Here is a 22218-nt window from a genome sequence, read left to right as displayed (position 1 = left end):
CGCCTGCCGTTGTTGCAGCTCCAGGGGTTGCAACTTCGGTAGCACCGCTACGACGCGTCGCTGCGCCTAGGCAGTCAACGCCTGCCGCGCGTTCGCATTCGCAAATTGATTGTTAACAGGCCCTGGTACAAAAACAGGCCTGAAGTGAAATGTCCGGTATAAGCAGAGTCTCAGCAGCTTGGCCGGAATCCTTTTACAATCCCGACATGCCATGTCCGTTATCCGCGGACATGGCGTTTTTACGTTTGCCATCCATCCGCAGCAATTTGCGCTTTATCCGTCATGACACAAAAAATCGTTCTCGCCTCCAATAATCAGGGAAAACTCAAAGAATTCGGCGCCTTGCTCGGCGAAATCGGCCTGGACGTGCGTCCACAAGGCGAGTTCAACGTTCCCGAGGCAGAAGAGCCGTTCGCCACCTTCGTCGAAAACGCGCTGACCAAGGCGCGCCATGCCTCGCGCCTGACCGGTTTGCCGGCGCTGGCCGACGATTCCGGCGTGTGCGTCAATGCCCTGGGCGGTGCGCCAGGTGTCTGGTCGGCGCGCTATGCCGGCGAACCGAAGTCGGACGCCGCCAACAGCGCCAGGCTGATCGCCGATCTGGCGGCGCATGCCGACAAGTCCGCCTACTATTATTGCGTGCTGGTCTACGTGCGCCACGCCGACGATCCGCAGCCGGTGATCGCCGACGGTTCCTGGCACGGCGAAATCGTGGCGGATGCGCGCGGCGAGGGCGGGTTCGGCTACGATCCGTATTTCCTGCTGCCGGCGCTGGGCAAAACCGCCGCGCAACTGACTGCTGCGGAGAAGAACGCCCATTCGCACCGAGGCCAGGCGTTGCGCGCGCTGGTAGAGAAGCTGCGATGATTATTCCGATCAAGCCAGTCGGCGTCGATTTGTCGTCGACCGCCGGCCAGTCCAATCAACCCGGTCCGGCGCAAGCCGCGCTGGCGTTTTTGAAGCCCGGCAGCCTGCAACTGACGGCCTTGCCGCCGCTGTCGCTGTATGTGCATTTCCCGTGGTGCGTGAAGAAGTGCCCGTATTGCGATTTCAATTCGCATGAAGTGAAGGGCAGCTTCCCGGAAGACGCCTATCTCGACGCCTTGCGCGCCGACCTCGAATCGGCGCTGCCGCTGATCTGGGGCCGCAAGATTTACTCCGTCTTCATCGGTGGCGGCACGCCCAGCCTGTTGTCGGCGGCCGGTCTCGATCGCCTGCTGTCGGACATCCGTACCTTGCTGCCCATGGACGTCGACATCGAGATCACGATGGAGGCCAATCCCGGCACCTTCGAGGCGGAGAAATTCAAGTCTTACCGCGCCAGCGGCATCAACCGCCTGTCGATCGGCATCCAGAGTTTCAACTCCACGCACCTGGCGGCACTCGGTCGTATCCATGACGGCGACCAGGCGCGCAAGGCGGTCGAGATCGCCCATGCCAACTTCGACAACTTCAATCTCGACCTGATGTACGCCTTGCCGTCGCAAAGCGTCGAAGAGGCGCGCCGCGATATCCGCACCGCCATCGATTGCGCGCCGCCGCATCTGTCGCTGTACCACCTGACGCTGGAGCCGAACACGCTGTTCGCCAAATATCCGCCGGCGGTGCCCGACGAAGACGCCAGCGCCGACATGCAGGACATGATCACTGCACTGACCACCGCAGCCGGTTACCAGCATTACGAAGTCTCGGCCTACGCCAGGCCCAAACACCAGGCGCGTCACAATCTGAATTACTGGCAGTTCGGCGACTACCTCGGCATCGGCGCCGGCGCCCATTCCAAATTGTCGTTTCCGCATCGCATCGTGCGGCAAATGCGTCACAAGCATCCGCAAACCTATCTGGAGAAGATGCGAAGCGGCAATGCCATTCAGGAGGAGGGGGAGATCGGTCGCGACGCGCTGGGCTTTGAGTTCATGCTGAATGCGTTGCGCCTGCAAGACGGTTTTCCTGCGAATCTGTTCGCTGAACGCACCGGCATGGGCATCAACAATATCGACGCCGCACTTAACGAAGCCGAGAAAAAAGGCCTGCTGTATCGCGACCACATGAACATCCGGCCAACCGAGCTGGGGCGCCGGTTTCTGAACGATTTGCAAGAGATGTTTTTAGTTGGATGATCGCTTAGGCAAGTCGGGATTTATCGGGTATATTAGGAAAATATTTGAATTTAGATAAGAATTCTTTTTGGAAACAATCTTATTTATCGTTAATAATTAATTAAAAATGTTGCGGCTGCTCACCGCGACATCTATACAAAAATGGCTGTCCAGGATAAAAGCATTCCTTTTCCTCTCGTATTTTTACAGCCTGTCGCAGACGTTCATTATCTATGGACGGCTCTGTCGCTTCATGTTTCCCCGTTCGATGAGAACGGATGTGATCTCTTTTCCCGGCTTTTCAACGAATTTGGCCTCGGCGAGGCCCTTAATGGGCTTGCCTGCATTCTTACCGTCCCCAATCCCGAGCGGTTTGCCGGCGAGTTCGGCGCACCGCCCAAAGACACCAACCTGATCCTGCGCATTCCAGTGGAGTACTGCGTCGATGCGGCGCGTCATCCTTTGCTGGAACGCCTGAACAAGTTGGGCTACGGCCTGATCGCCGACGGCCTGCCGTCGCGCATGGCGCTGTTTTCCGAATACGTGGAGTCGATCTCGCTGGATTGCAGCGCCGGCATTCAGCCGGAAGCCGGCACTTGGCTCACCAGCCTGCGCGGTCCGCATATTGCCGAAAACGTACCCGATCCGGTGCTGTTCGACGCCTGCCGCGCCGAAGGTTTCCGCTGGTTCAGCGGCGAATATCCCTTGTTGCCGTCTTCCGCCGTCACGCAAAAGGACGCGATTTCGCGCGGCCGCCTGCTGAAGTTGCTCGAACTGGTCTCGCACGACGCCGACGCGCCCGAGCTGGAAGCCTTGCTCAAGCAGGACCCGGCCTTGTCCTACCAGTTGTTCAAACTGGTGAGTTCGGCCGCTTTCGGTTTTTCCGCGCACATCACCAATTTCACGCAAGCCATCAATTTGCTGGGCCGTCGCCAGTTGCAGCGTTGGCTGCAATTGTTGCTGTATGCGCGTTTCCCCGGCGACGAGTCGGCCAATCCGCTGCTGCCGCGCGCCGCGGCACGGGCCGCCATGATGGAAGCCATGTGCCAGCAAATGGGCGGCGATCGCGACGAACAGGACCGCGCCTTCATCGTCGGCATGTTCTCGCTGCTGGATGTGTTGCTGGCGATGCCGCTGCGACTGATCATCGAGCCGCTCAAACTGCCGCAGGACACCCTCGACGCCCTGATGCAACGGCGTGGACGGCTGGGACGCTTGCTGGACGTGGTGGAGCGCGCCGAGTACGGCCGCATCCCGTTGCGCCACGCCGACCTGGTTGCGGCCGGCGTGACGCCGGAAGGATACTGCCGCAGTTTGATACAAGCCTATCGTTGGGCATCCAAAGTCAGTCACGAGGCCTGATACGATGATCGCCATGCTCAGCAGCAATGATCTCGCCTGCTGCTCGGCCCTGCTTGATGCAGTGCTGGGCCTGGAAGGCCTGGCATTGCATGATGCGTTGAGCGAAATTGTCTCGGTTTTTCTCGGCCGGGCAGGCGGTCGCTATTTTTCCGAAGCGCCGCTGGAGAATGCGCAGTTGGCGCAAATCGTCGCGCATGACGGCTTGCTGTATGGCCACTATGCTTTCCCGGCGGCCGATATGGCGTTCGGCGATACGGAGATCGCCCGCCTGGCGTCCTTCGCCGCCTTGACCGGCCGTCTGCTGCAAAACCGCGCCGACACCGAAAAGCGCAGCCGCGTGCTGGACCAGATCGAATCCAAGCTGGAGCAGCAGGCGCAGATCCTCAACCAGATGCACGAATCCGTCATCACGATGGACCAGGCCGGCTTCATCACCAGCTGGAACCGCGGCGCGGAACAACTGTTCGGCTACACCGCGATCGAAGCCATCGGACGCAATGTCCTGTTCCTCTACGAGAACGAGGACGAAGACGATACCTCGCTCAACGACATGTTCCTGTCGCAAGGCGGCCGCGAGATGGAAGTGCGTCGCCGCAAGAAGTCGGGCGAGGCCTTCTGGGCCAGCCTGTCGCTGTCGGTCATGCGCGACCAGCACGGCCAGCCGATCGGCATGATCGGTTACATCAACGACATCACCGAACGCAAGAACGCCGAAAAGCTGATCCACCACCTGGCCTATTACGATTCACTGACCGGTTTGCCCAACCGCACGCTGCTCACGCGCACGGTCGACCAGGCGCTGGTGGCGGCGCAACAGGACAATGTCTACGGCTGCATCATGTTCATCGACCTGAACCGCTTCAAGCCGATCAACGACACGCTCGGCCACGTTGCCGGCGACATGCTGCTGGTGGAAGTGGCGATCCGCCTGCGCAAGGCTTTGCGCGACGAAGACGTGGTGGCGCGCCTGGGCGCCGATGAATTTGCGATCGCGCTGTTCGATATCGACAAGGATTACCACGCCGGTTTCGTGGCGCAAAAACTGATCGCGCTGTTCGACGAGCCGTTCTTCATCGACGGCCACGAACTGCGCGTCGGCGCCAGCATCGGCATCAGCATGTACCCGCAAGACGCCTCCGATACCGAAACCTTGCTGCGCCTGGCCGACATCGCCATGTACCGGGCCAAGCAGGGCGGCGAGAACAATGAAGGCGGCTACGCGTATTACAGCGAAGAGATGAACCGCAATACGCTCGACCTGCTGCGTATTGAAACCGGCCTGCTGCACGCTTTTGAATACGACGAGCTGCTGCTGTACTACCAGCCGAAGATCAATCTGGTCGGCGGCCAGATCACCGGCGCCGAAGCGCTGGTGCGCTGGCAGCATCCGGAACGCGGCTTGCTGTTGCCGGGCGACTTCATCCCTATCGCGGAAGAGACCGGGCTCATCGTCCAGCTCAGCGACTGGGTGCTGGAAGCGGCCTGCGCACAGGCGCGCCAGTGGAAAGATGCCGGCATGGAACCGATCCGCATCGCCATCAACGTGACCGCGCGCGAATTCACGCGCTCCTTGCCGGATCGGGTGAGGGCGGCGCTAAGCCGTCATCAGCTGACCGGCGAATGGCTGGAGCTGGAAATCACCGAGAGCATGCTGATGCACAGCACCGACCGCGTGATCTCCATCATGGAAAAAGTCTGCCTGCTGGGGGTGGCGATCTCGCTGGACGACTTCGGCACCGGCTATTCCAGCCTGTCCTACCTGAAGCGCTTCCCGATCAACACGCTCAAGATCGATCGTTCCTTCACCACCGGCATTCCCGAAGACACCAACGATTGCGCGATCGCCAGCGCCATCATCAGCATCGCCAAGCAGCTGCGCCACAAGGTCATCGCCGAAGGCGTGGAAAGCATGGCGCAATTCGACTTCCTGCGCGAAGCCGGTTGCGACGAATTGCAAGGCTATCTGTTCTCGCGTCCGGTGCCTGCCGCCGACTTCCACCTCATGCTGACCGAAGGCCGCAAGTTTTCGGCGGCGGTCTGATCGGCCCGAGGGCTTGTTCACATTAAATCTGCGAGTGCGAACGCGCGGCAGGCGTTGACTGCCTAGGCGCAGCAACGCATCTCGCAGATTTAATGTGCACAGGCCCTGATCTTTCTTCAATCTTTCAAGTAGTGCGGAAAGCGCGCGCGGATATCGTCCAGATGCGACAGCGTCCCGGACAGGTGCGCGCGCAGGGCTTCCTGCGCCGCCGCCGGATCGCCCGCGGCAATCGCCTCGACGATGGCGGCATGGTCGCGCAGCACCGCATGCGCCTTGCCGGGGATAGGCACGTGCAGTGCGCGCAGGCGATCCAGGTGGCCGCTGTGTCGGCGCACCATCGTCCACAGGTCGGGAATGTTCGCCGCCTCGTACATCTGCCGGTGGAAGGTTTGGTCGGCCTCGACAAACTCGCTGTAATCGCCGCTCTCGGCCAGTGCCGCCTGGTTGGCGATACTGCTCTTCAGGCGCGTCACCAGCGCTCCATTGGGCGACGAGGCCAGCGTATGCACGATTTCCAGTTCGATCGAACGGCGCAGGAAATGCGCCTGCCGCGCCATCGCAATATCCACCGCGCACACCACGGTCGCGTGCTGCGGAAAAATATCCACCAGGCCTTCTTCCCCCAGCTTCATCAGGGCGTCTCGTATCGGCGTCTGGCTGAGGCCGAATTGCAAGGCCAGTTCGGCGCGCGACAGGACGGTGCCGGGCGTCAGTTGCATCGTGATGATGGCTTCGCGCAGGCGCTCGAACACCTGCGGCGCCGCGTGGCGCGAGCGATCCAGTTGATGCTGGCGCTGAAGCTGAGGTTGGGGCAGAGGGCTATTCATGGATGAGCGTAAATGGTGAATCCGGTCCGGCAACGACAATACAGACATTAAAGCAAAAAGACGGCGATGCGGTCGAGATACAGGGGAGATATCGTATCCATTTCGTGAAATGCCGCACGATGCCGACCTGATCCTCTTTGTTATCGGCATGATAAAGCAATTCACTTGCATTGACACACTAATATATTAGTGTTTTAATGTTTTAAATCAAAAGGCAGCAGCCTTTTCTCATACAAAAAACGCAGGAGACAGGCAGTGAATACAGCGCAGGCAGCAAGCATTGCAGGGCAGGCGGCGTCGCCGCTCGACCAGGCGGTATCCAGGATCAAGCAGCGCGTCTTGCCGCTGTTTGTCATCATGTTCATCGTCAATTACATCGACCGCGTCAACATCGGTTTCGTGCGCACGCATCTGGCTGCCGACATCGGCATCGGCACGGCGGCCTACGGTCTGGGCGCCGGCTTGTTCTTCGTCGGCTATGCCATTTTCGAAGTGCCGTCCAACATGCTGCTGCAGAAATTCGGCGCCAAGGCCTGGCTGACCCGCATCATGTTCACCTGGGGCATCGCCGCCACCGCGATGGCCTTCGTGCAGGGCGAGATGTCGTTCTATGCGCTGCGTTTCTTGCTCGGCGTGGCGGAGGCGGGTTTCTTTCCCGGCGTGATCTATTACTTCACGCAATGGCTGCCCAACGGCGAGCGCGGCAAGGCCATGGCGATCTTCCTCAGCGGCTCGGCGCTGGCGTCTATCCTGTCGGGGCCGATCTCCGGAGGCTTGCTGCAGATCGAAGGCGGCGGCCTGCACGGCTGGCAATGGATGTTCATCATCGAAGGCCTGGCTTCCGTCGTGCTGTGCGGCTTCGTCTGGTTCTGGCTCGATTCGCGACCGGCCGACGCCAAATGGTTGACGCCGGGCGAGCGCGACCTGATCACCGGCACGATCGCCGCCGAGCAGGCCGAACGCGAGAAGACCAAGCCGGCGCACATCTCGGCATGGACGCTGCTGCGCGACAGCCAGATCGTCATCTTCTGCTTCATCTACTTCTCGATCTCGCTGACGATTTACGGCGCGACCTTCTGGCTGCCCAGCATCATCCGCAAGATGGGCACGTATTCGGACTTCCAGGTCGGACTGTTCAATTCGATTCCCTGGATCATTTCCATCGTCGCCATGTATCTGTTCGCCAGCCTGGCCGCGCGCTTCAAGTTCCAGCAGGCCTGGGCCGCGGCGGCACTGATCATTGCGGCGATCGGCATGTATGTGTCGACCTTCGGCGGACCGGTGTTCGCCTTCGTCTCGATCTGCTTTGCCGCGGTCGGGTTCAAGGCTGCATCCTCGCTGTTCTGGCCGATTCCACAGTCTTACCTCGATGCGCGCATCGCCGCCGCCGTGATCGCGCTGATCAACTCGCTGGGCAATCTGGGCGGCTTCGTCGCGCCGACCACCTTCGGCTTTCTTGAACAAAAGACCGGCTCCATCGAAGGCGGCTTGTACGCGCTGGCGGCGACTTCGGTGGTCGCGGCGATCGTGGTGTTTTTCGCGCGCACCACGGCGCAGGCCGGCAAGAAATGATTTGTTATTGACAGGCACCGACAGACACACAAACACGGAACCAACACATGAAGATCACACGCGTCACCGTCACCCCGATCGCATTCAAGGATGCCCCTTTGCTCAATGCCAGCGGCATCCATGAGCCGTACGCCTTGCGTTCCATCATCGAAGTCGAAACCGACAACGGCCATGTCGGCCTCGGCGAAAGCTATGGCGACGCACCCGCGCTGGCCGTGCTGGACAAGGTCAAGACGCAGATGATCGGCCTCGATCCGTTCAACCTCAACGGCTTGCGCGCCATCGTCAAAGCCACCGTGGCGGGCATGTCGCCGGCAAGTAACGCGGGCGCCGAGCTGGCCCCCGGTTCGCACGCCGGCAAAGCCGTCAGCAATGCCTATTCGGCGTTCGAAGTCGCCTTGCTCGACGTGCAGGCGCGCTACCTGAACGTGCCGCTGGTCGACTTGCTCGGCGGCGCCGTGCGTACCGAGATCCCGTTCAGCGCCTATCTGTTTTTCAAATACGCGGAACACGTCGACAGCCCGTACCGGCCCGATGCCTGGGGTGAAGCGCTGAGCGAAGAACAGATCGTCGCGCAGGCGCGCCGCATGATCAACGAGAACGGTTTCCAGAGCATCAAGCTCAAGGCCGGCGCCCTCGATCCGGAGCATGAGGTCGCCTGCATCAAGGCGCTGAAAAAAGCCTTCCCCAACGCGCCGCTACGCATCGACCCCAACGCCAACTGGTCGCTGGACACCGCCGTGCGCATGGCGGAATTGCTGGGCGACGATCTGCAATATTACGAAGACCCGACGCCGGGACTGGAAGGCATGGCCGAACTGCATCGCCGTACCGGCCTGCCGCTGGCGACCAACATGGTCGTCACCGATTTCGATGAATTCCGCCGCAGCGTCGCCTTGAACAGCGTGCAGATCGTGCTGGCCGATCATCACTATTGGGGCGGCTTGCGCGACACGCAGACGCTGTCGCTGATGTGCGATACCTTCGGCCTGGGCGTGTCGATGCACTCCAATTCGCATCTGGGCATCAGCCTGATGGCGATGTCGCATGTGGCAGCGGCGGTGCCGAATCTTTCCTACGCCTGCGACACGCATTATCCGTGGCAGGAAGCCGACGAAGAAGTCATCAAGGGCGGCAAGCTGCCGATTCGCAACGGCTGCGTCAGCATCACGCGCGCGCCGGGTTTGGGGGTGGAACTGGACCGCGATCAACTGGCCAAACTGCACGACTTGTATCTCGGCTGCGGCATTCGTTCACGCGACGACGTACGCCAGATGCGCAAGTACAAGCCGGACTGGAAGACGGTCAAGCCGAGGTTCTGAACACAGCCTCGAATCATGGTGTTTAAAAAGTGGAAGTCATCTTCTAATGCCGTTCATTTAAGCTTATTTTCCTCAAGCAGTCGTCCCGGCGAACGCTGGGATCCAGTGTCGTGAAGACGGTCGATACGCCGCTGGGTCCTGACTTTCGTCAGGACGACAGTCATGGTGAGTTGGGATTTTTAAGCTTGACTGAATGACATTGGAAGTCATCTTTCGCTTTTTTACATCGAAGTTTTCCGTGAATCCAATCTCATGGTTTGCCGGTACGCCGCTTCCACGCCTCCAGGAAAGCCAGCGTCACGTTCGCCTCGTTGGTCTCCGCCAGACCGCTGCCGAAGAAGGCGCCGACATCCTTGAAGTCGTTGCCGCCGGCCAGATCCGATACGCTGCGAAACGCGATGAAGGGGACGCCGTTGGCATACGCGACCTGCGCAAAAGCGGCGGTCTCCATGTCCACCAGTTGCGCCTGCAGCGTATCGTACAGATAAGCGCGATAGCCGGCATTGGCCAGAAACGCCGAACCGGAAATGCCGCGTCCGCCCACTTTCAGCATCGGCTGTACGGCAACGCACAGCGACGGATTCTTCGGCCCGCACGTCGCCAGCGCCGGCTGCAAAGCGCGCGCCACGGCCAGCATCTGCGCATCGGCCTGGAACTCGAACCGGAACTCGCCCTGCGGTGCGTTGGCCGCATTCATCACAAAACTGTCGCGCATGAACAGGCCGCTGCTGAGCTTGCCGCCAGGTGTATCGAACCGGAAGTCGGGACGCGCCTTGCCGTTTTCCGTCGCCAGCTTCAATCCCAGGCAACTGATGTCGCCCGCATTGCCGCAAGCTGCGGGCAGGCTGCCGTCGCCGTTCCAATACACCTCCATCGGCATGGCCCAGCTTTCCGGCACGACCACGTCGCCGACGTGATTGGCCGGGTTGACGCCGCCGGCGATGCCGCTCATGAGCAGGCGCTCCACATGGAAATGATCCAGCATCAGTTGCGTGACCATCGTGGCGTTGACCATGCTCACGCCGCTGAGCACGATCACCACGGGGTTGCCGCGCAAGATGCCGGTGGTGAAGCGATTGCCGTTGATGCGCCAGTCGCGCTTCTTTTGCGTCTGTTCGAGCAGGATGTCGGCCTCGGCGCCGAAAGCCGAGACGATGCCGATGCGCGGCCTGCATTCGCTGAGGCAGCGTTTCTGCTCCGCATGCGCGGCGCCGGTTACGGCCAGCAACATGCCGCCGGTCAGCAGCGCGCAGGCAAATTTTTTCAATAAGAAGGACAGGGCGGACAAGGCGTTTCCTTTCGGGAGGGATGAACAGACTGGAGCATGCCGAAGAACGGGGAATCTCGCCAGTGTTGATGGAAAGTCAACGCCGGCGCGGCTTCAGGCCGAAAGAGATTATCGTAGAAATTGCCTCGCGGATATATTGGGTATATGATTGCCGAAAAGAAATAATTAATCAGGAGGCGGTATGTGGCGGTCCATGGTTCTCGTCGTTTGCGTTCTTGCAGTCTGCGGCTGCAGCCGGTCTCCCGCAGAACAATTGGCTTACCGTCATGCGGAAGAACAGTATCAGATCAACATGGAACGATCCGAACGTTATCGCCAGTCGCTGGAGCAAGGCAATGGCGACAATACGGCGCCGATCATCGTGACGGTGCGTCCGGCGGAATAGTCCCGGAGGGCGCTCTCAGGTTCGGCGCTTCGCCATCCCAGTCCTCGTCCCTGTCCCCGCAAAATCGCCGCGCGTAAAACTTTGCGCGCGGCGATTTTTTTCGGCCGACTCTCTGCGCTGACTTCGTCTTGCAGCGTCAGGCTGCGGCAGTGCGTGTCTGCTGCAGGAACGCTGCAATCAACTGCGAAATCCGTTCCGGCGCATCCTCAAAGCAGTAATGACCGACGCCCGGCAAGCGATGGATGGGCGCAGCCGGGAACAACGCGCTGAAGATCGGCAGGAAATGCTTTGCCTGCAATGTCCGGTCTGCATCTCCCCAGATCGCCAGTGCCGGTTTCGCGCGTATCGCCTCTTGGGCGGCTGCACCTGGCGCTTCGAATTGATGTGCTTGCAAGGTAAAGCCCTTGGGCCATCCGATGGCGCCGAGACAATCGGCAGGGCTGGCGAAATGACTGCCATAGGCCGACAGCCAGGCGTCATTGATGACGGCATTGTTTTCGAAGCCGTTCAACTTCAGCGTGCTCAGGATATTGAAACCGAGTTGACCCAGCACCGTTTCCAGGCTGCCATCTCCGGCAGCTTTGACAATCCATTGGAACCATGGCGCGTCGGCGGCGTTGGCAAGCAAGCGGTCAACCTCGCCAGGCACGCCGAAAGGCGTCGGCCCGTTGGCTGACACGATGCGCGCAATGCGATCCGGATGCCGCGCCGCCAGCCCCATGCCGAGCGGGCCGCCGAAGTCGTGCAGCACCAGCGTGATGTCGCGCAGATCCAGCGCCAGGACGAAACGTTCCAGATTGTCGATGTGATCCTGCAGCCAATAGCTGCGGTCGGGCGGCGTGGCGCTTTTGCCGAAGCCCATGTGGTCCGGGACGATCACGCGATGCGTGCCGCGCAGCGCAGAGATCAGATGGCGGAACAGATATCCCCAGGTCGGCTCGCCATGCAGGCAGAGCACCACTTCAGCCGTACGGGGGCCCTCATCGACGTAATGCATCGCGAAACCGGAGGCGTCGCTGAAATGCGGCGTGAACGGGAAGCTGTTGTTGAACGTGGCATTGGCGGGAATCATGAGACGTGTGCTCCTTATGGGAATGTGAGATTGAGTGCGTGTCTTTTCTAGTTTTATTTTAAAACCAGATGATTTATATCAATACTGGTTTTAAAATGCAACCAAATTAACGGCGAACATTGAATGCAGATTTTTGTGATTTGCATGAGGAATGACGACTGGTCGGACGACGTCCGGCCTCAGCGCATCATTCGGCTGTGTACGGCAGTACGAAACAAGGGGGGAAGGGGGGGAAGGACGAGAAAAACAACTCTTCGCCGCGCCGGGAGCATCCGGCGCGATGAAGAATCCGGTGCGTCAGTGTTCGTCGCCGTTCGCAGCAACCAGCGCTTCGCCGATGGCGTAATAGTGACCGCCTGCGATGTAGTGAAGGCTGCGCCATTTTGGATCTGCGTTTTCGAAATTCCAGTGGCCGTTTTGAAAGACGCGGTCATCCGCCCATGCAGCCACGACTTCGCCGATGAACAGGTCGTAGGTGTTTTGATTGTGCGGTTCCGCAATGAGCTTGCAGGCGAGCCAGGCAGAGCAGCCGGCGACGAACGGCATCTCGTGCCCGTCAAAGCGAAACAGTTCAACGCCGCTGTTCAGCAGCTTCTCAGGCTCGTCCGACAAGCTGGCCGATCCTACCGCCTGGGTCAATTCCAATTGGGCGGCATTGGGAATCTGAATCACGAAACGATGGCTTTTTTCGACAAGCTCGCGCGTCCTGGTTTGCTTGTCCAGCACCACCGTAATCTTCGGCGGTGAAAAATCCAGGGCGCAGGCCCATGCCGCCGCCATCACGTTGTCGACGCCGTCATGCTCGGCCGAGACCAATACCGTCGGGCCGTGATTGAGCAGTCGATACGCCTTTTCCAACGCAACCGGGGAGATATGTTCGTCCATTTGTTCGTTCATCTGATGTTTCCGCAGTTCATTCACGAACATGAATTATGGCCGATCAGGAGCTGCCTTGCTGTGACCGCTTCGGATCAGGCAGTCTCCGCCGCATGCGTCTCCACCAGCAGCTTCTTTACTTCCTGAATGCGAGTAAGTGATTGAAGTTTCGCCGTTGATGCCGCTTCCGCCATCATTTTTATTCCTGTTTTTAACCAAGATGCATACTGATTAGTATATTGTTTTTGTTGGTATAAATACATCTATCGCATATTTTTTCAATTTTCTGCCGAATTGGAGTAATTAAATAGCCGTAAAAATAATGCGAGCTGTTGTATTTTTAATGCTTCTTCACAAAAACTAACATTCCCGCAAATCAAGAATGTGATCTGCGGATAAAATCCCGCCCGGCAACAAATTCCAAGAACAAATAAGAATTTCCGGGGTGTGGTTTTGTATTACCAGAATAGAAAATTGTGGTGTGGCAAGTGTTTCGCGAGCTTTTTACTTATGGGCACAATGCACTTCGGTGCTGTCGCCCAGACTGTTCAGACATCCGAGAGCGAAGAGCAACGTCGGCGCGCCCGCGCAGAGGCCGCCGAGCGTGAGCGGCTGGCGCATGCACCCAAAGTTGAGTTGCAAACAGCCGGCGCTGCTCCGGATTCCTTGTTCCTTCCGACCGAATCTCCTTGTTTTGCCATCAGCAATTTCTCTTTGCATGTTCCTGAGCAACTGCCTGCCGCCATGCGCGCATTGGGAGCCAGCGCACTGCCGCAGGATTCTTTCCGCTTCGCTCAGGAATATCTGGAGAAGTACACAGGCGCCTGCGTCGGAAAAGAAGGCCTCAATCTCATCGTCAAGCGCCTGACCGCGCTGATTCTCTCCAAGGGCTATAGCACGACCCGCCTGGGGATTCCGGCGCAGGACTTGTCCAGCGGCACGCTGATATTGACCCTTGTGCCGGGCGTCATCCACGCCATTCGTTTTGCCGATCCGTCGTTGTCCGGTACGTGGAAAAACGCCTTCCCGACCGGCCCCGGTCAGTTGCTCAACCTGCACGACATCGAGCAAGGCCTTGAGCAGATGAAGCGGGTGCCGAGCCAGGACGTCGACATGCAGATCATCCCCGGCGCCTTGCCCGGCGAGAGCGACGTTGTGATCACCGTCAAGCGCGTCAAGCCGTGGAAGGTGACGGTTTCCCTGGATGACAGCGGCGCCAAAGGAACAGGAAAATTGCAGACGGGCGTGAATGCCGCGCTGGACAACGCGCTCGGCGCCAACGACCTCTTCAATGTCGGCGTCAACACCGATGCGGACCGCAAGGGCGGACAACGCGGCACCACCGGCGGCAATCTCTATTACGCCATTCCCTACGGCTACTGGACTTTCTCGGTCTACGCCAGCAGCTACGACTACCACCAGCAAATCGCCGGTCTCTTTCAGACTTTCGTTTCGAGCGGCAAGTCGCGCAACCTCGAATTCACGACGCAGCAGTTGTTCTATCGCGACCAATACCAAAAGCACAGCTGGCAATTCAAAGTAGGGAAGCGCTGGAGCCATTCCTACGTCGACGACACCGAACTTGAAGTGCAGCGACGCAATACGACCTTTGCGGAACTGGCCTGGGTGCACACGCGCTATATCGGCGACGCGCAGCTCAATCTGACGCTGGCCAATCGCTGGGGCGTGTCGTGGTTCAACGGCCAGCCGGATCTGGAACCGCGCACTCCCGATGCGCCGACCTACCGCTACACCTTGCAGACGATCGACGCCAGCCTCTATGCACCGTTCAAGCTGTTCGGCCAAGCGTTCAACTACATCGGCGCTTTGCGGGCGCAAGCGACACGCTCGGCGTTGTTTCAATCGGAACAATTTTCCATCGGCAATCGCTACACCGTGCGCGGTTTCGACGGCGAGCAGACGTTGGCGGCCGAGCGCGGTTTTTACATGAGAAACGAGCTTGAAATGCCGTTGGCGCAAAGCAAGCAGGCCGTGTATGTCGGACTCGACGCCGGACGCGTATTCGGACCCAGCGCCCAATACCTGCTGGGCAACAAGATGGTCGGCGCCGCGGCAGGTGTGCGCGGCGGCGTCGCCGGCCTGCGTTACGACGCATTTCTCAGCTGGGCGTTGGTGAAACCGGACGGACTCAAGACCGCCACGCCCGCAGCCGGTTTCAGCGTGAGTTACCAGTATTGATTATCAAGCAAGACGAAAAACAACATGAACAAGCAAGCCTACCGCATCATCTTCAACGTCCGTCGCGGCGTACTCATGGCAGTCGCAGAGAACGTCTCCAGCCAAGGCAAGAGCACATCGGAAAGCACCGGTGCGGGTCCTTTGGCGTCTTCAGTAAAAAGCGGCTGGATGCGGTTTGCGCAACTGGGCGTGATGATTGCCGTCTTGTTCGGCGGCGTGACAGTGGTGCATGGGCAGATCGTTGCCGATCGCAACGCCGCCAGCCGTCCCGTCGTTGATCAATCGGCCAACGGCAAGCCAGTGGTCCAAATTGTGACGCCCAACGCGGCAGGTGTTTCGCACAATCGCTACGACCAGTTCAACGTCGGCCAGGGCGGCGCGATTCTTAATAATGCAAGTACCTTGACGCAGACGCAGCAGGCCGGTTACATCGCCGGTAACCCAGCGCTAGTCAATGGTAGCGCGCGGATGATCCTCAACGAAGTGACCGGCGCGTCCCGAAGCCAGCTCAATGGCTATATTGAAGTAGCCGGTCAAAGAGCCGAAGTCATTGTTGCCAACCCCAACGGGATCTCCTGCAGCGGTTGCGGCTTTATCAATACCAGTCGCGGGGTGCTGACCACCGGTACGCCGGAATTCGCCGCAGACGGCAGCCTGTCGAATCTGCGCGTGACACGCGGCGATATCACGATCGACGGCAGCGGTTTAAATGGCGCGGGAATTGATCGTGTCGACCTGATTGCACGCAGCGTGCAAGTCAACGGCCAGTTGTGGGGCGATCAACTCAACGTCGTGACAGGCGCCAATCTGGTGAACTACGCCAACCTCGGCGTGCAAGTGATCCAGGGACAAGGCAGTGCGCCGACGGTCAGCATCGACCTGGCGCAACTGGGCGGGATGTACGCCAACAAGATCCGCCTGGTCGGCACGGAAGCCGGCGTCGGCGTGCGCAGCCTCGGCACGATCGCCGCGCAAGCCGGCGACATCAGCATCGACAACAGCGGCAAAGTCACGCTTAACGGCAGCACCACCGCAAGCGGCAACATTGCGATCAACAGCCAGGGTGATGTCAGCAACGGCGGCAACCTGTATGCACAGCAGGCGGTGCAGCTTAATGCGGCGGGCAGCGTCAGCAACACAGGGGTACTGGCTGCGCAGACGGATGTCACGGTGCAGGCGCACGACATAGCTTCTTCCAATTCGATCGCAGCCGGCGTGGATGCGTCCGGCAACGCTGCCGCCAACGGCAACCTGAGCCTGACGGCGACGGCAGGCATAGACAACACCGGCGGCAATCTCTACGCCCAAGACACGCTGACGGTGCGTGCAGGCGCCGACCTGACCAACGCCAATGGCGTGATCAGCAGCGGCAACAGTGTTGACGTTGCCGCCACTGGCGCGCTGACGAATGTCGGCGGACGCATCGAAGCCGGCGGCAGCACTGCGGTATTGATGCTGGCGGCGGCAAGCCTCGACAACACCAGCGGCCGCATCGCCAATAGCGGAACCGGCCTGACGCAGATTGACGGCGGTGCGCAGATCGTCAATGCCAATGCAGCCCGGGTGACGAACGGCGGCGTGATCGGCGGCAACGGCAACGTGCAGTTGCGCGCGCTGGCGATGAACAACAACCTCGGCGGGCAGATCAACGTCGGCACCGATCTTTCCTTGCAGTTTGCGACGCTGAGCAACACCGGCGACATCAGCGCCACCCGCGACCTGAACATTGCGGTGACCAACGGCTTCGCCAACGCCGGTACCGGCACGCTCAATGCCGTGCGCAATCTGAGTCTGACAGCCGACAGTGTCAACAATCAGGGCCTGATCAACAGTGGCGCGACGACGATGGTGCGCGCCACTGCGACGCTCAACAATACCGGGCGGATCTACGGCGAAGACGTGGTACTGGGCGCGCAGACGTTTACCAACAATGTCGACCCCGCGACCAATATTGCCGGCGTGGTGGCGTCTCGCAACAGCATGCAGATCGGCGCAGCACAGGTAACCAATAGCGAACACGCATTGCTGCAAAGCCTGGGCGACATGACCATTGCCGGTGCATTGGATAGCAACAATCAGGCTACAGGCAGTGCATCAAGCATCATCAATGAGTCGGCAACCATCGATGCCGGCGGCAGCTTGAGCCTGCAAACGGTTTCGTTGATCAACCGAAACAATCATTTCAGCACGACGGTGCAGGATGATCCGGCGCTGACCAGGCATGTCACGCAGTACGCGAATTGGGCGGCGCCCGATACCTGGTATAACGCGGATCAAGTCAGCTGGAGCGATAGCGGTGGCGGCGGTATTGTTCTGGTCATACCGGACGGCAATCGGTTTGAGCAATTCTACAAACGTGATTACACAGAGGTTGTTCAGAAAACAGTCGTGCTGAGCAGCGATCCCGGACGCATCAGCTCCGGCGGCAACATGCTGTTGTCGGGTAACGTGACGAACGACAAGAGCATGATGGTCGCAGGCGGCACCCTGAGCGGGTCGGTGGGCGCAATTAATAATATCGGCGCCACGGGCACCGAGACCACCGTCTGGCACATGACCGCCGGGGAAAACTACTATCACTGGGTCAGCGGCCATCCGCATACCAACTACTACACTTACAATCAAGGCGGCGCTGCTTACGATAATGTGCAGGCATCGACAACGATGGACCTATCGGTGGCGAGCGTGCAGCAGAACACTGCGCCGGCAGGCATCGCTAATGCCGCCGTCATCGCTGGCACGCCAAATGCCGGCAGCGGCATGACCGCCGCGCCCTTGCCGCATCTGGTGATCCCCAGCAACGGCTTGTTCCGCCCGGGGCAAACCTACGTAATCGAGACCGATCCCAGGTTCACCGACTATAAAACCTTCATCTCCAGCGACTACATGCTAAGTCGCCTGGCGCTTGACCCGCAGACCATACAAAAACGTCTCGGCGACGGCTTCTATGAGCAGAAAGTGATCGGCGACCAGATCACCGAGCTGACCGGCAAGCGCACGTTGGCGGCCTACGCCACGGCCGAAGATCAATACAAAGCCTTGATGGATGCCGGCGTGGCCAGTGCGGCGCGCTTCCAGCTTACCCCCGGTATCGCGCTGACGGACACGCAGATGGCGGCGTTGACCTCCGACATCGTCTGGCTGGTGGCGCAGCAAGTAACGCTGCCGGACGGAACGCAAACTTCGGCATTGGTGCCCGTGGTCTATCTGAGCCGGGTGAATACGGAAGACATCGCTCCCACCGGTGGCCTGGTCTCTGCCAAGGACATCAACCTGACCGTCAACGGCACGCTGAATAACGGTGGTACGTTGCTGGCATCGAACAGCATGATCGTGCAGGCCACCGATATCAGGAATACCGGCAGTATCCAGAGTTCGGATGCAGCGGGAACGGTATCGTTGAGTGCCACCAATGATGTCGTCAGCAGCGGCAGCATCAATGGCAATCGCGTCGGCATCCTTGCAGGGCGCGACGTAACACTGGAAACCACGACGGCGTCGAATATGGCGACCGATGGGCTCAACACCAAGATTGATCGGGTCAGCAACATCAATGCCGGACAACTGACAGTACAGGCAGGGCGTGACGCAAACCTGATCGCGGCAGCCCTCAACACCACCGGCGACGCCGGCATTGTCGCCGGGCGCGACCTGAATCTGACTACGGTCAAGACGCAAGACAGCTACAACGTTACTTTCAACGCGGACAATCATTTGAATACAACCTCCACGCAGGTGTCCGGGACCGCCATCGGCACAGGCGGGGCATTGACGCTTGCAGCGATGCAGGATGTGAATGCCCAGGCGGCCTATGCCAATGCCGGTGGCGCATTGCAAGTGGTAGCGGGTCGAGATCTCAATCTTGGGACTGCGCAAGAAGAACGCAGCATCGACCAGGCGATTTACACCACCTCCAAGGGATTCATGGCGTCGTACACCAGTCGTTCGCAAAGAAATAACGACAGCACGAGCAATGTCGGCAGCACCTTGTCCGGCGATAGCGTCAAAGTACAGGTCGGCAATAATCTCAACGTCGTGGGCAGCAATATTGTCGGCGCCAAAGACGTTACGCTGACAGCAGCCAATGACATCAACATCACTGCGTCACAAGACGTCGACCAGCGCTATTTCAAGAGCATCGAAACCAAGTCCGGCCTGATGAGCGGCAACAACAGCATCAGCGTCGGCAAGCAGACCAAAGGCCTGGAGCAGACTGAAACGTCCGTGGTCCATAATCTGTCCACAATTGGCAGCCAAACAGGCAGCGTCACCATCCAGGCCGGAAGAGACGTCGGCCTGGTCGGCACACAATTGCAAGCAGATAAAAACGTCAGCATTTCCGGTCGCAATGTCGACGTCAAAGCGGTGGTCGATACGCTGGACACCCGCACGCTGACGTACACCGAGTCGACCGGCATTCGCCTTGGCGCCAAGAGCAATGTCACGGATGCTGCGATGGCCTTGCGTGCGGCCACCAGCAGAGGGCAGCAAGTCAACGACCCGCGCCTGAAAGCCCTGTATGCGGCAAAGGCGGCTTATGCAGCCAGAGACCTCGCGCAAATCATCGAAACAGCGCAGAAATCTCAATCCGGAAGCGGCGGCTTGTCCGGACGCGTTTCAATCGGCATCGGCACCACGCGTGAAGAAAGCCTCAGCGTGACGCACGTCGACACGGTGCAAAAGAGCCAGGTCGCCGCCGGCGGCGATCTGACCATCACCGCCCGCGGTGACGCAACGCCGGATCAGGGAGACATCCATCTCAAAGGCAGCTCGCTCGCCGGCGACAACATCACCCTCGATGCCAAGCGTGACCTTGTCTCTGAAAGCCAGCAGGCCGTCAGCCATACCGAAGATAGCTATCGGCGACTGGATGCCGAAGTCGGTTTGTATGCAGGCGGTTCGATGGGAGGCAACGGCGGCGCCAAAGGCGGCCTGGGCATCTATGGTTCCCTCGACTATCGGCAAAGCTCGACCGAGCTGGCCAATGTCACGCACGTAGAAACGACCATCGACGCCAACAAGGCGCTCACCATCAAGACCGGTCGCGATGCCACGCTGACAGGCACCATCGCCACCGCCGACCAGATCAAGGCCGCGATAGGCCGCAACCTCACGCTGACCAGCGAGCAGGACACGGATAGCTACCGCCAAAAACAAATCGGCGGTCAGATCGAAGGCCGCTATGCCTTCGGCAACGACAGCGGCGTTTCCGGCAGCCTGAACTACAGCCGGACCAGCAGCGACTACAAGAGCGTGCAAGAGCAAACCGGACTCAATGCCGGACAAGGCGGCTTCGACATCAGCGTCGGCAACCACACGCAATTGAACGGCGCCAAGATCGACAGCCAGGCCAGTGTGGACAAGAACCAACTCACCACCAATACCCTGGGTCACACCGACCTCAAGAACGAAGCGAGCTACAACGCCATTTCCGCCAGCGTGAGTTTTGGTGGCGGAGGCAGCAGCGGGGTCAGCGGCATGGGGCCGACACTGCCGACGAGCATATTGCCGGGTGTCGGTGTCCCTACCAGCGAGAGCAAGGACAGCACGACGAAGAGCGCCGTTGCCGCCGGTACCATCACCGTCAAGAACGATCAGGTCACTGGGCAAGATAGTACGCAAGGACTCAGCCGGGATACCGCCAACGCCAATCAATCGCTGGACCGCATCTTCGATGCGAAGAAGGTCGCAGAACAGCAAGAGATGGGGCGCGTGTTAGGAGAAGTCGGCAACCGCGCCATCGGCGACCTGAGCCAGGCGTTGAACCTGAAAGACGGCAGTCCGGAAAAGATGGCGTTGCATGGTGCGTTGGGCGCCTTGCAGGCCGGACTCGCCGGCGGCAGCCCCCTTGCCGGCGCTGCGGCAGCAGCAGGGACGGAATGGATAGGTACGCAGATTGCAAATTACCTCGCAACTCAACCCGGCTTGCAACCGACAGGCGACGAGATTGAAGATACCAAGCGCGCGAACCAGCGCAAGGTGATTCAGCAGTGGGCTTCATTGATTACGGGAGCTGTCATTGGCGGTGTTGTTGGCGGGGATGGCAATGCGGCGCTTGCTGGTGGTGCGACGGCATTGGATGCGGAGCGGTATAACAGACAGTTGCATCCAAGAGAAATTTCTTGGCTTGAGAAAAATAAGAAAACTGCTGCACAAGTCCTGAGTGACAAACTAGGACGTCCTGTCAGCGATCAGGAAGCGTTACGTTATCTGACCATGGCCGGTGAAGGCGACGTAGATCGCACCAATCAAACGACCAATGGTAATCAGCTTGGCTTACAGACAAGTGAAGAGCGCTTGCTCTACAACGCTGCAAAGCAATACATTGCGCAGAACGCGAAAGATACTTTCACTGATGATCGTGGACAACAGCAGACGCTGTTCAAAGCCACAGGTAATGACTTCAACAACAGCAGCGTCTACAGTCAGTATCGCAACGATCAGGCCTATCGTGACTTCTATTGGAACACGATGGGGGATAATCTGAAACCGGATAATCCAACGGCGCAAGAGCTGGCTACCTATAACGAACGTGAGAAAATTCGGTTGGCCAATGCGGCCAAGCAGTTGGCGACAGGGGCAATTCCGGCGGTCATGGCGGGGGCTGCGGGAACAGCGTTAAAAAATAGTGTTAAGCCATTGAATGGTGAGGTGGCAACTGAAGGAAAGCCACCTGTTCGGACAGGTTCCTATGACGGGGGCGAAGTTAGTCCAGATAGTTCGACATTTAATAATGGTGAACGCACTTTGGCTCTGGCTAAAGGAACGTTGATTGGTGAGGCGGAAGCGCCGAGAACGAACGCATCAAAAGAAGATATTCGTGGCATTAATCGGCAAAATGAAACGGCTGTAATTTTGTCAGAGCATGGGCTAAATGTTGAGCAATTACCAAACAATCAGGGACGTACGAATCAAAAGCAACCTGATTTAAAAATCAACGGAGAAGTAGCGGATGTGTACGCTCCAATTAGTAAAAATGTGCAGTCGGTGTGGCAAGCTGTTGAAAAGAAGACAGATCCGCTAAATCAACAGGCATCGAATGTTGTGGTGAATTTGACAGACTCATCGTTAAATGCCAGCGAAGTAGCTCAGTATTTTCAGCGAAATCCAGTGCCAGGCCTGAAGCAGTTAGTATTAATCAAAGACGGTAAGGTCACTGTTCTGGGGAGATAAGA

At 59.0% G+C, this 22218-nt stretch carries 14 protein-coding genes; 9 read left to right on the top strand and 5 right to left on the bottom strand.

Going from position 1 to position 22218, the window contains the following annotated elements; translation table 11 throughout:
• The first annotated feature begins 282 nt into the window (after positions 1 to 282).
• The 4 genes from rdgB (at position 283) to PMI16_RS22670 (ending at position 5502) form a co-directional block, all read left to right on the top strand.
• Positions 283 to 867: an RdgB/HAM1 family non-canonical purine NTP pyrophosphatase gene (gene rdgB / locus PMI16_RS22685; protein WP_007883990.1), complete on the top strand. Its 585-nt coding sequence runs from the start codon at positions 283 to 285 to the stop codon at positions 865 to 867.
• The gene (gene hemW / locus PMI16_RS22680) at positions 867 to 2120 is read left to right on the top strand and encodes a radical SAM family heme chaperone HemW (RefSeq protein WP_034381930.1); all 1254 of its coding nucleotides are present in this window, start codon (positions 867 to 869) and stop codon (positions 2118 to 2120) included. Before rdgB ends, hemW begins: the two co-directional genes overlap by 1 nt.
• Before the next feature lie 408 nt (positions 2121 to 2528).
• Positions 2529 to 3461 carry an HDOD domain-containing protein gene (locus tag PMI16_RS22675; protein ID WP_237719927.1) on the top strand — a complete coding sequence of 311 codons (933 nt, stop codon included), beginning with the start codon at positions 2529 to 2531 and terminating at the stop codon, positions 3459 to 3461.
• A gap of 4 nt (positions 3462 to 3465) precedes the next feature.
• Positions 3466 to 5502 (top strand): putative bifunctional diguanylate cyclase/phosphodiesterase, encoded by a 2037-nt coding sequence (locus PMI16_RS22670; RefSeq protein ID WP_007883987.1) that lies wholly within the window; start codon positions 3466 to 3468, stop codon positions 5500 to 5502.
• A gap of 116 nt (positions 5503 to 5618) precedes the next feature.
• Here PMI16_RS22670 and PMI16_RS22665 read toward each other — a convergent pair whose 3' ends face one another.
• Positions 5619 to 6329: a GntR family transcriptional regulator gene (locus tag PMI16_RS22665; RefSeq protein WP_007883986.1), complete on the bottom strand. Its 711-nt coding sequence runs from the start codon at positions 6327 to 6329 to the stop codon at positions 5619 to 5621.
• A 255-nt stretch (positions 6330 to 6584) separates the two neighbouring features.
• Between PMI16_RS22665 and PMI16_RS22660 the strand changes: the two genes are divergently transcribed.
• Both PMI16_RS22660 and PMI16_RS22655 read left to right on the top strand, forming a co-directional pair.
• On the top strand, positions 6585 to 7901 hold the full coding sequence (locus PMI16_RS22660) for an MFS transporter (RefSeq protein WP_007883985.1): 1317 nt from the start codon (positions 6585 to 6587) through the stop codon (positions 7899 to 7901).
• Positions 7902 to 7948: 47 nt separating this feature from the next.
• Complete coding sequence (locus tag PMI16_RS22655; RefSeq protein ID WP_007883984.1) at positions 7949 to 9223, top strand: glucarate dehydratase family protein; 1275 nt, start codon at positions 7949 to 7951, stop codon at positions 9221 to 9223.
• Between the two features lie 250 nt (positions 9224 to 9473).
• Here PMI16_RS22655 and PMI16_RS22650 read toward each other — a convergent pair whose 3' ends face one another.
• Positions 9474 to 10511, bottom strand: a complete 1038-nt coding sequence (locus PMI16_RS22650) for a 5'-methylthioadenosine/S-adenosylhomocysteine nucleosidase family protein (RefSeq protein ID WP_007883983.1) — start codon at positions 10509 to 10511, stop codon at positions 9474 to 9476.
• A gap of 253 nt (positions 10512 to 10764) precedes the next feature.
• On the opposite strand from PMI16_RS22650, the gene PMI16_RS26725 reads away from it, so the two are divergent.
• Positions 10765 to 10896 (top strand): hypothetical protein, encoded by a 132-nt coding sequence (locus tag PMI16_RS26725; protein WP_272942505.1) that lies wholly within the window; start codon positions 10765 to 10767, stop codon positions 10894 to 10896.
• Between the two features lie 136 nt (positions 10897 to 11032).
• On the opposite strand, the gene PMI16_RS22640 is transcribed toward PMI16_RS26725, so the two are convergent.
• From PMI16_RS22640 to PMI16_RS26120, 3 genes are all read right to left on the bottom strand, one after another.
• Positions 11033 to 11968, bottom strand: a complete 936-nt coding sequence (locus PMI16_RS22640; protein ID WP_007883981.1) for an alpha/beta fold hydrolase — start codon at positions 11966 to 11968, stop codon at positions 11033 to 11035.
• Positions 11969 to 12265: 297 nt separating this feature from the next.
• Positions 12266 to 12853 (bottom strand): flavin reductase family protein, encoded by a 588-nt coding sequence (locus tag PMI16_RS22635; protein WP_034381928.1) that lies wholly within the window; start codon positions 12851 to 12853, stop codon positions 12266 to 12268.
• An 86-nt stretch (positions 12854 to 12939) separates the two neighbouring features.
• Complete coding sequence (locus PMI16_RS26120) at positions 12940 to 13107, bottom strand: hypothetical protein (protein WP_157212764.1); 168 nt, start codon at positions 13105 to 13107, stop codon at positions 12940 to 12942.
• A gap of 247 nt (positions 13108 to 13354) precedes the next feature.
• On the opposite strand from PMI16_RS26120, the gene PMI16_RS22630 reads away from it, so the two are divergent.
• On the top strand, positions 13355 to 15043 hold the full coding sequence (locus PMI16_RS22630; RefSeq protein WP_007883978.1) for a ShlB/FhaC/HecB family hemolysin secretion/activation protein: 1689 nt from the start codon (positions 13355 to 13357) through the stop codon (positions 15041 to 15043).
• Positions 15044 to 15067: 24 nt separating this feature from the next.
• Positions 15068 to 22216, top strand: coding sequence for a two-partner secretion domain-containing protein (locus PMI16_RS22625; protein WP_007883977.1), 7149 nt, complete (start codon positions 15068 to 15070; stop codon positions 22214 to 22216).
• Positions 22217 to 22218 lie beyond the last annotated feature (2 nt).

The organism is Herbaspirillum sp. CF444 (assembly GCF_000282135.1).
Classification (GTDB): domain Bacteria; phylum Pseudomonadota; class Gammaproteobacteria; order Burkholderiales; family Burkholderiaceae_D; genus Herbaspirillum.
Note: the sequence above shows the minus strand (reverse complement) of the source record. Positions and strands in the feature narration are given on the sequence as shown.

Excerpts from the sequence above, each read along its gene's own strand:
- rdgB (WP_007883990.1), top strand. The coding sequence starts at position 283 with ATGACACAAAAAATCGTTCTCGCCTCCAATAATCAGGGAAAACTCAAA.
- PMI16_RS22670 (WP_007883987.1), top strand. The coding sequence starts at position 3,466 with ATGATCGCCATGCTCAGCAGCAATGATCTCGCCTGCTGCTCGGCCCTG.
- PMI16_RS22665 (WP_007883986.1), bottom strand. The coding sequence starts at position 6,329 with ATGAATAGCCCTCTGCCCCAACCTCAGCTTCAGCGCCAGCATCAACTG.
- PMI16_RS22655 (WP_007883984.1), top strand. The coding sequence starts at position 7,949 with ATGAAGATCACACGCGTCACCGTCACCCCGATCGCATTCAAGGATGCC.
- PMI16_RS22640 (WP_007883981.1), bottom strand. The coding sequence starts at position 11,968 with ATGATTCCCGCCAATGCCACGTTCAACAACAGCTTCCCGTTCACGCCG.
- PMI16_RS22635 (WP_034381928.1), bottom strand. The coding sequence starts at position 12,853 with ATGGACGAACATATCTCCCCGGTTGCGTTGGAAAAGGCGTATCGACTG.
- PMI16_RS26120 (WP_157212764.1), bottom strand. The coding sequence starts at position 13,107 with ATGTATTTATACCAACAAAAACAATATACTAATCAGTATGCATCTTGG.
- PMI16_RS22630 (WP_007883978.1), top strand. The coding sequence starts at position 13,355 with ATGGGCACAATGCACTTCGGTGCTGTCGCCCAGACTGTTCAGACATCC.
- PMI16_RS22625 (WP_007883977.1), top strand. The coding sequence starts at position 15,068 with ATGAACAAGCAAGCCTACCGCATCATCTTCAACGTCCGTCGCGGCGTA.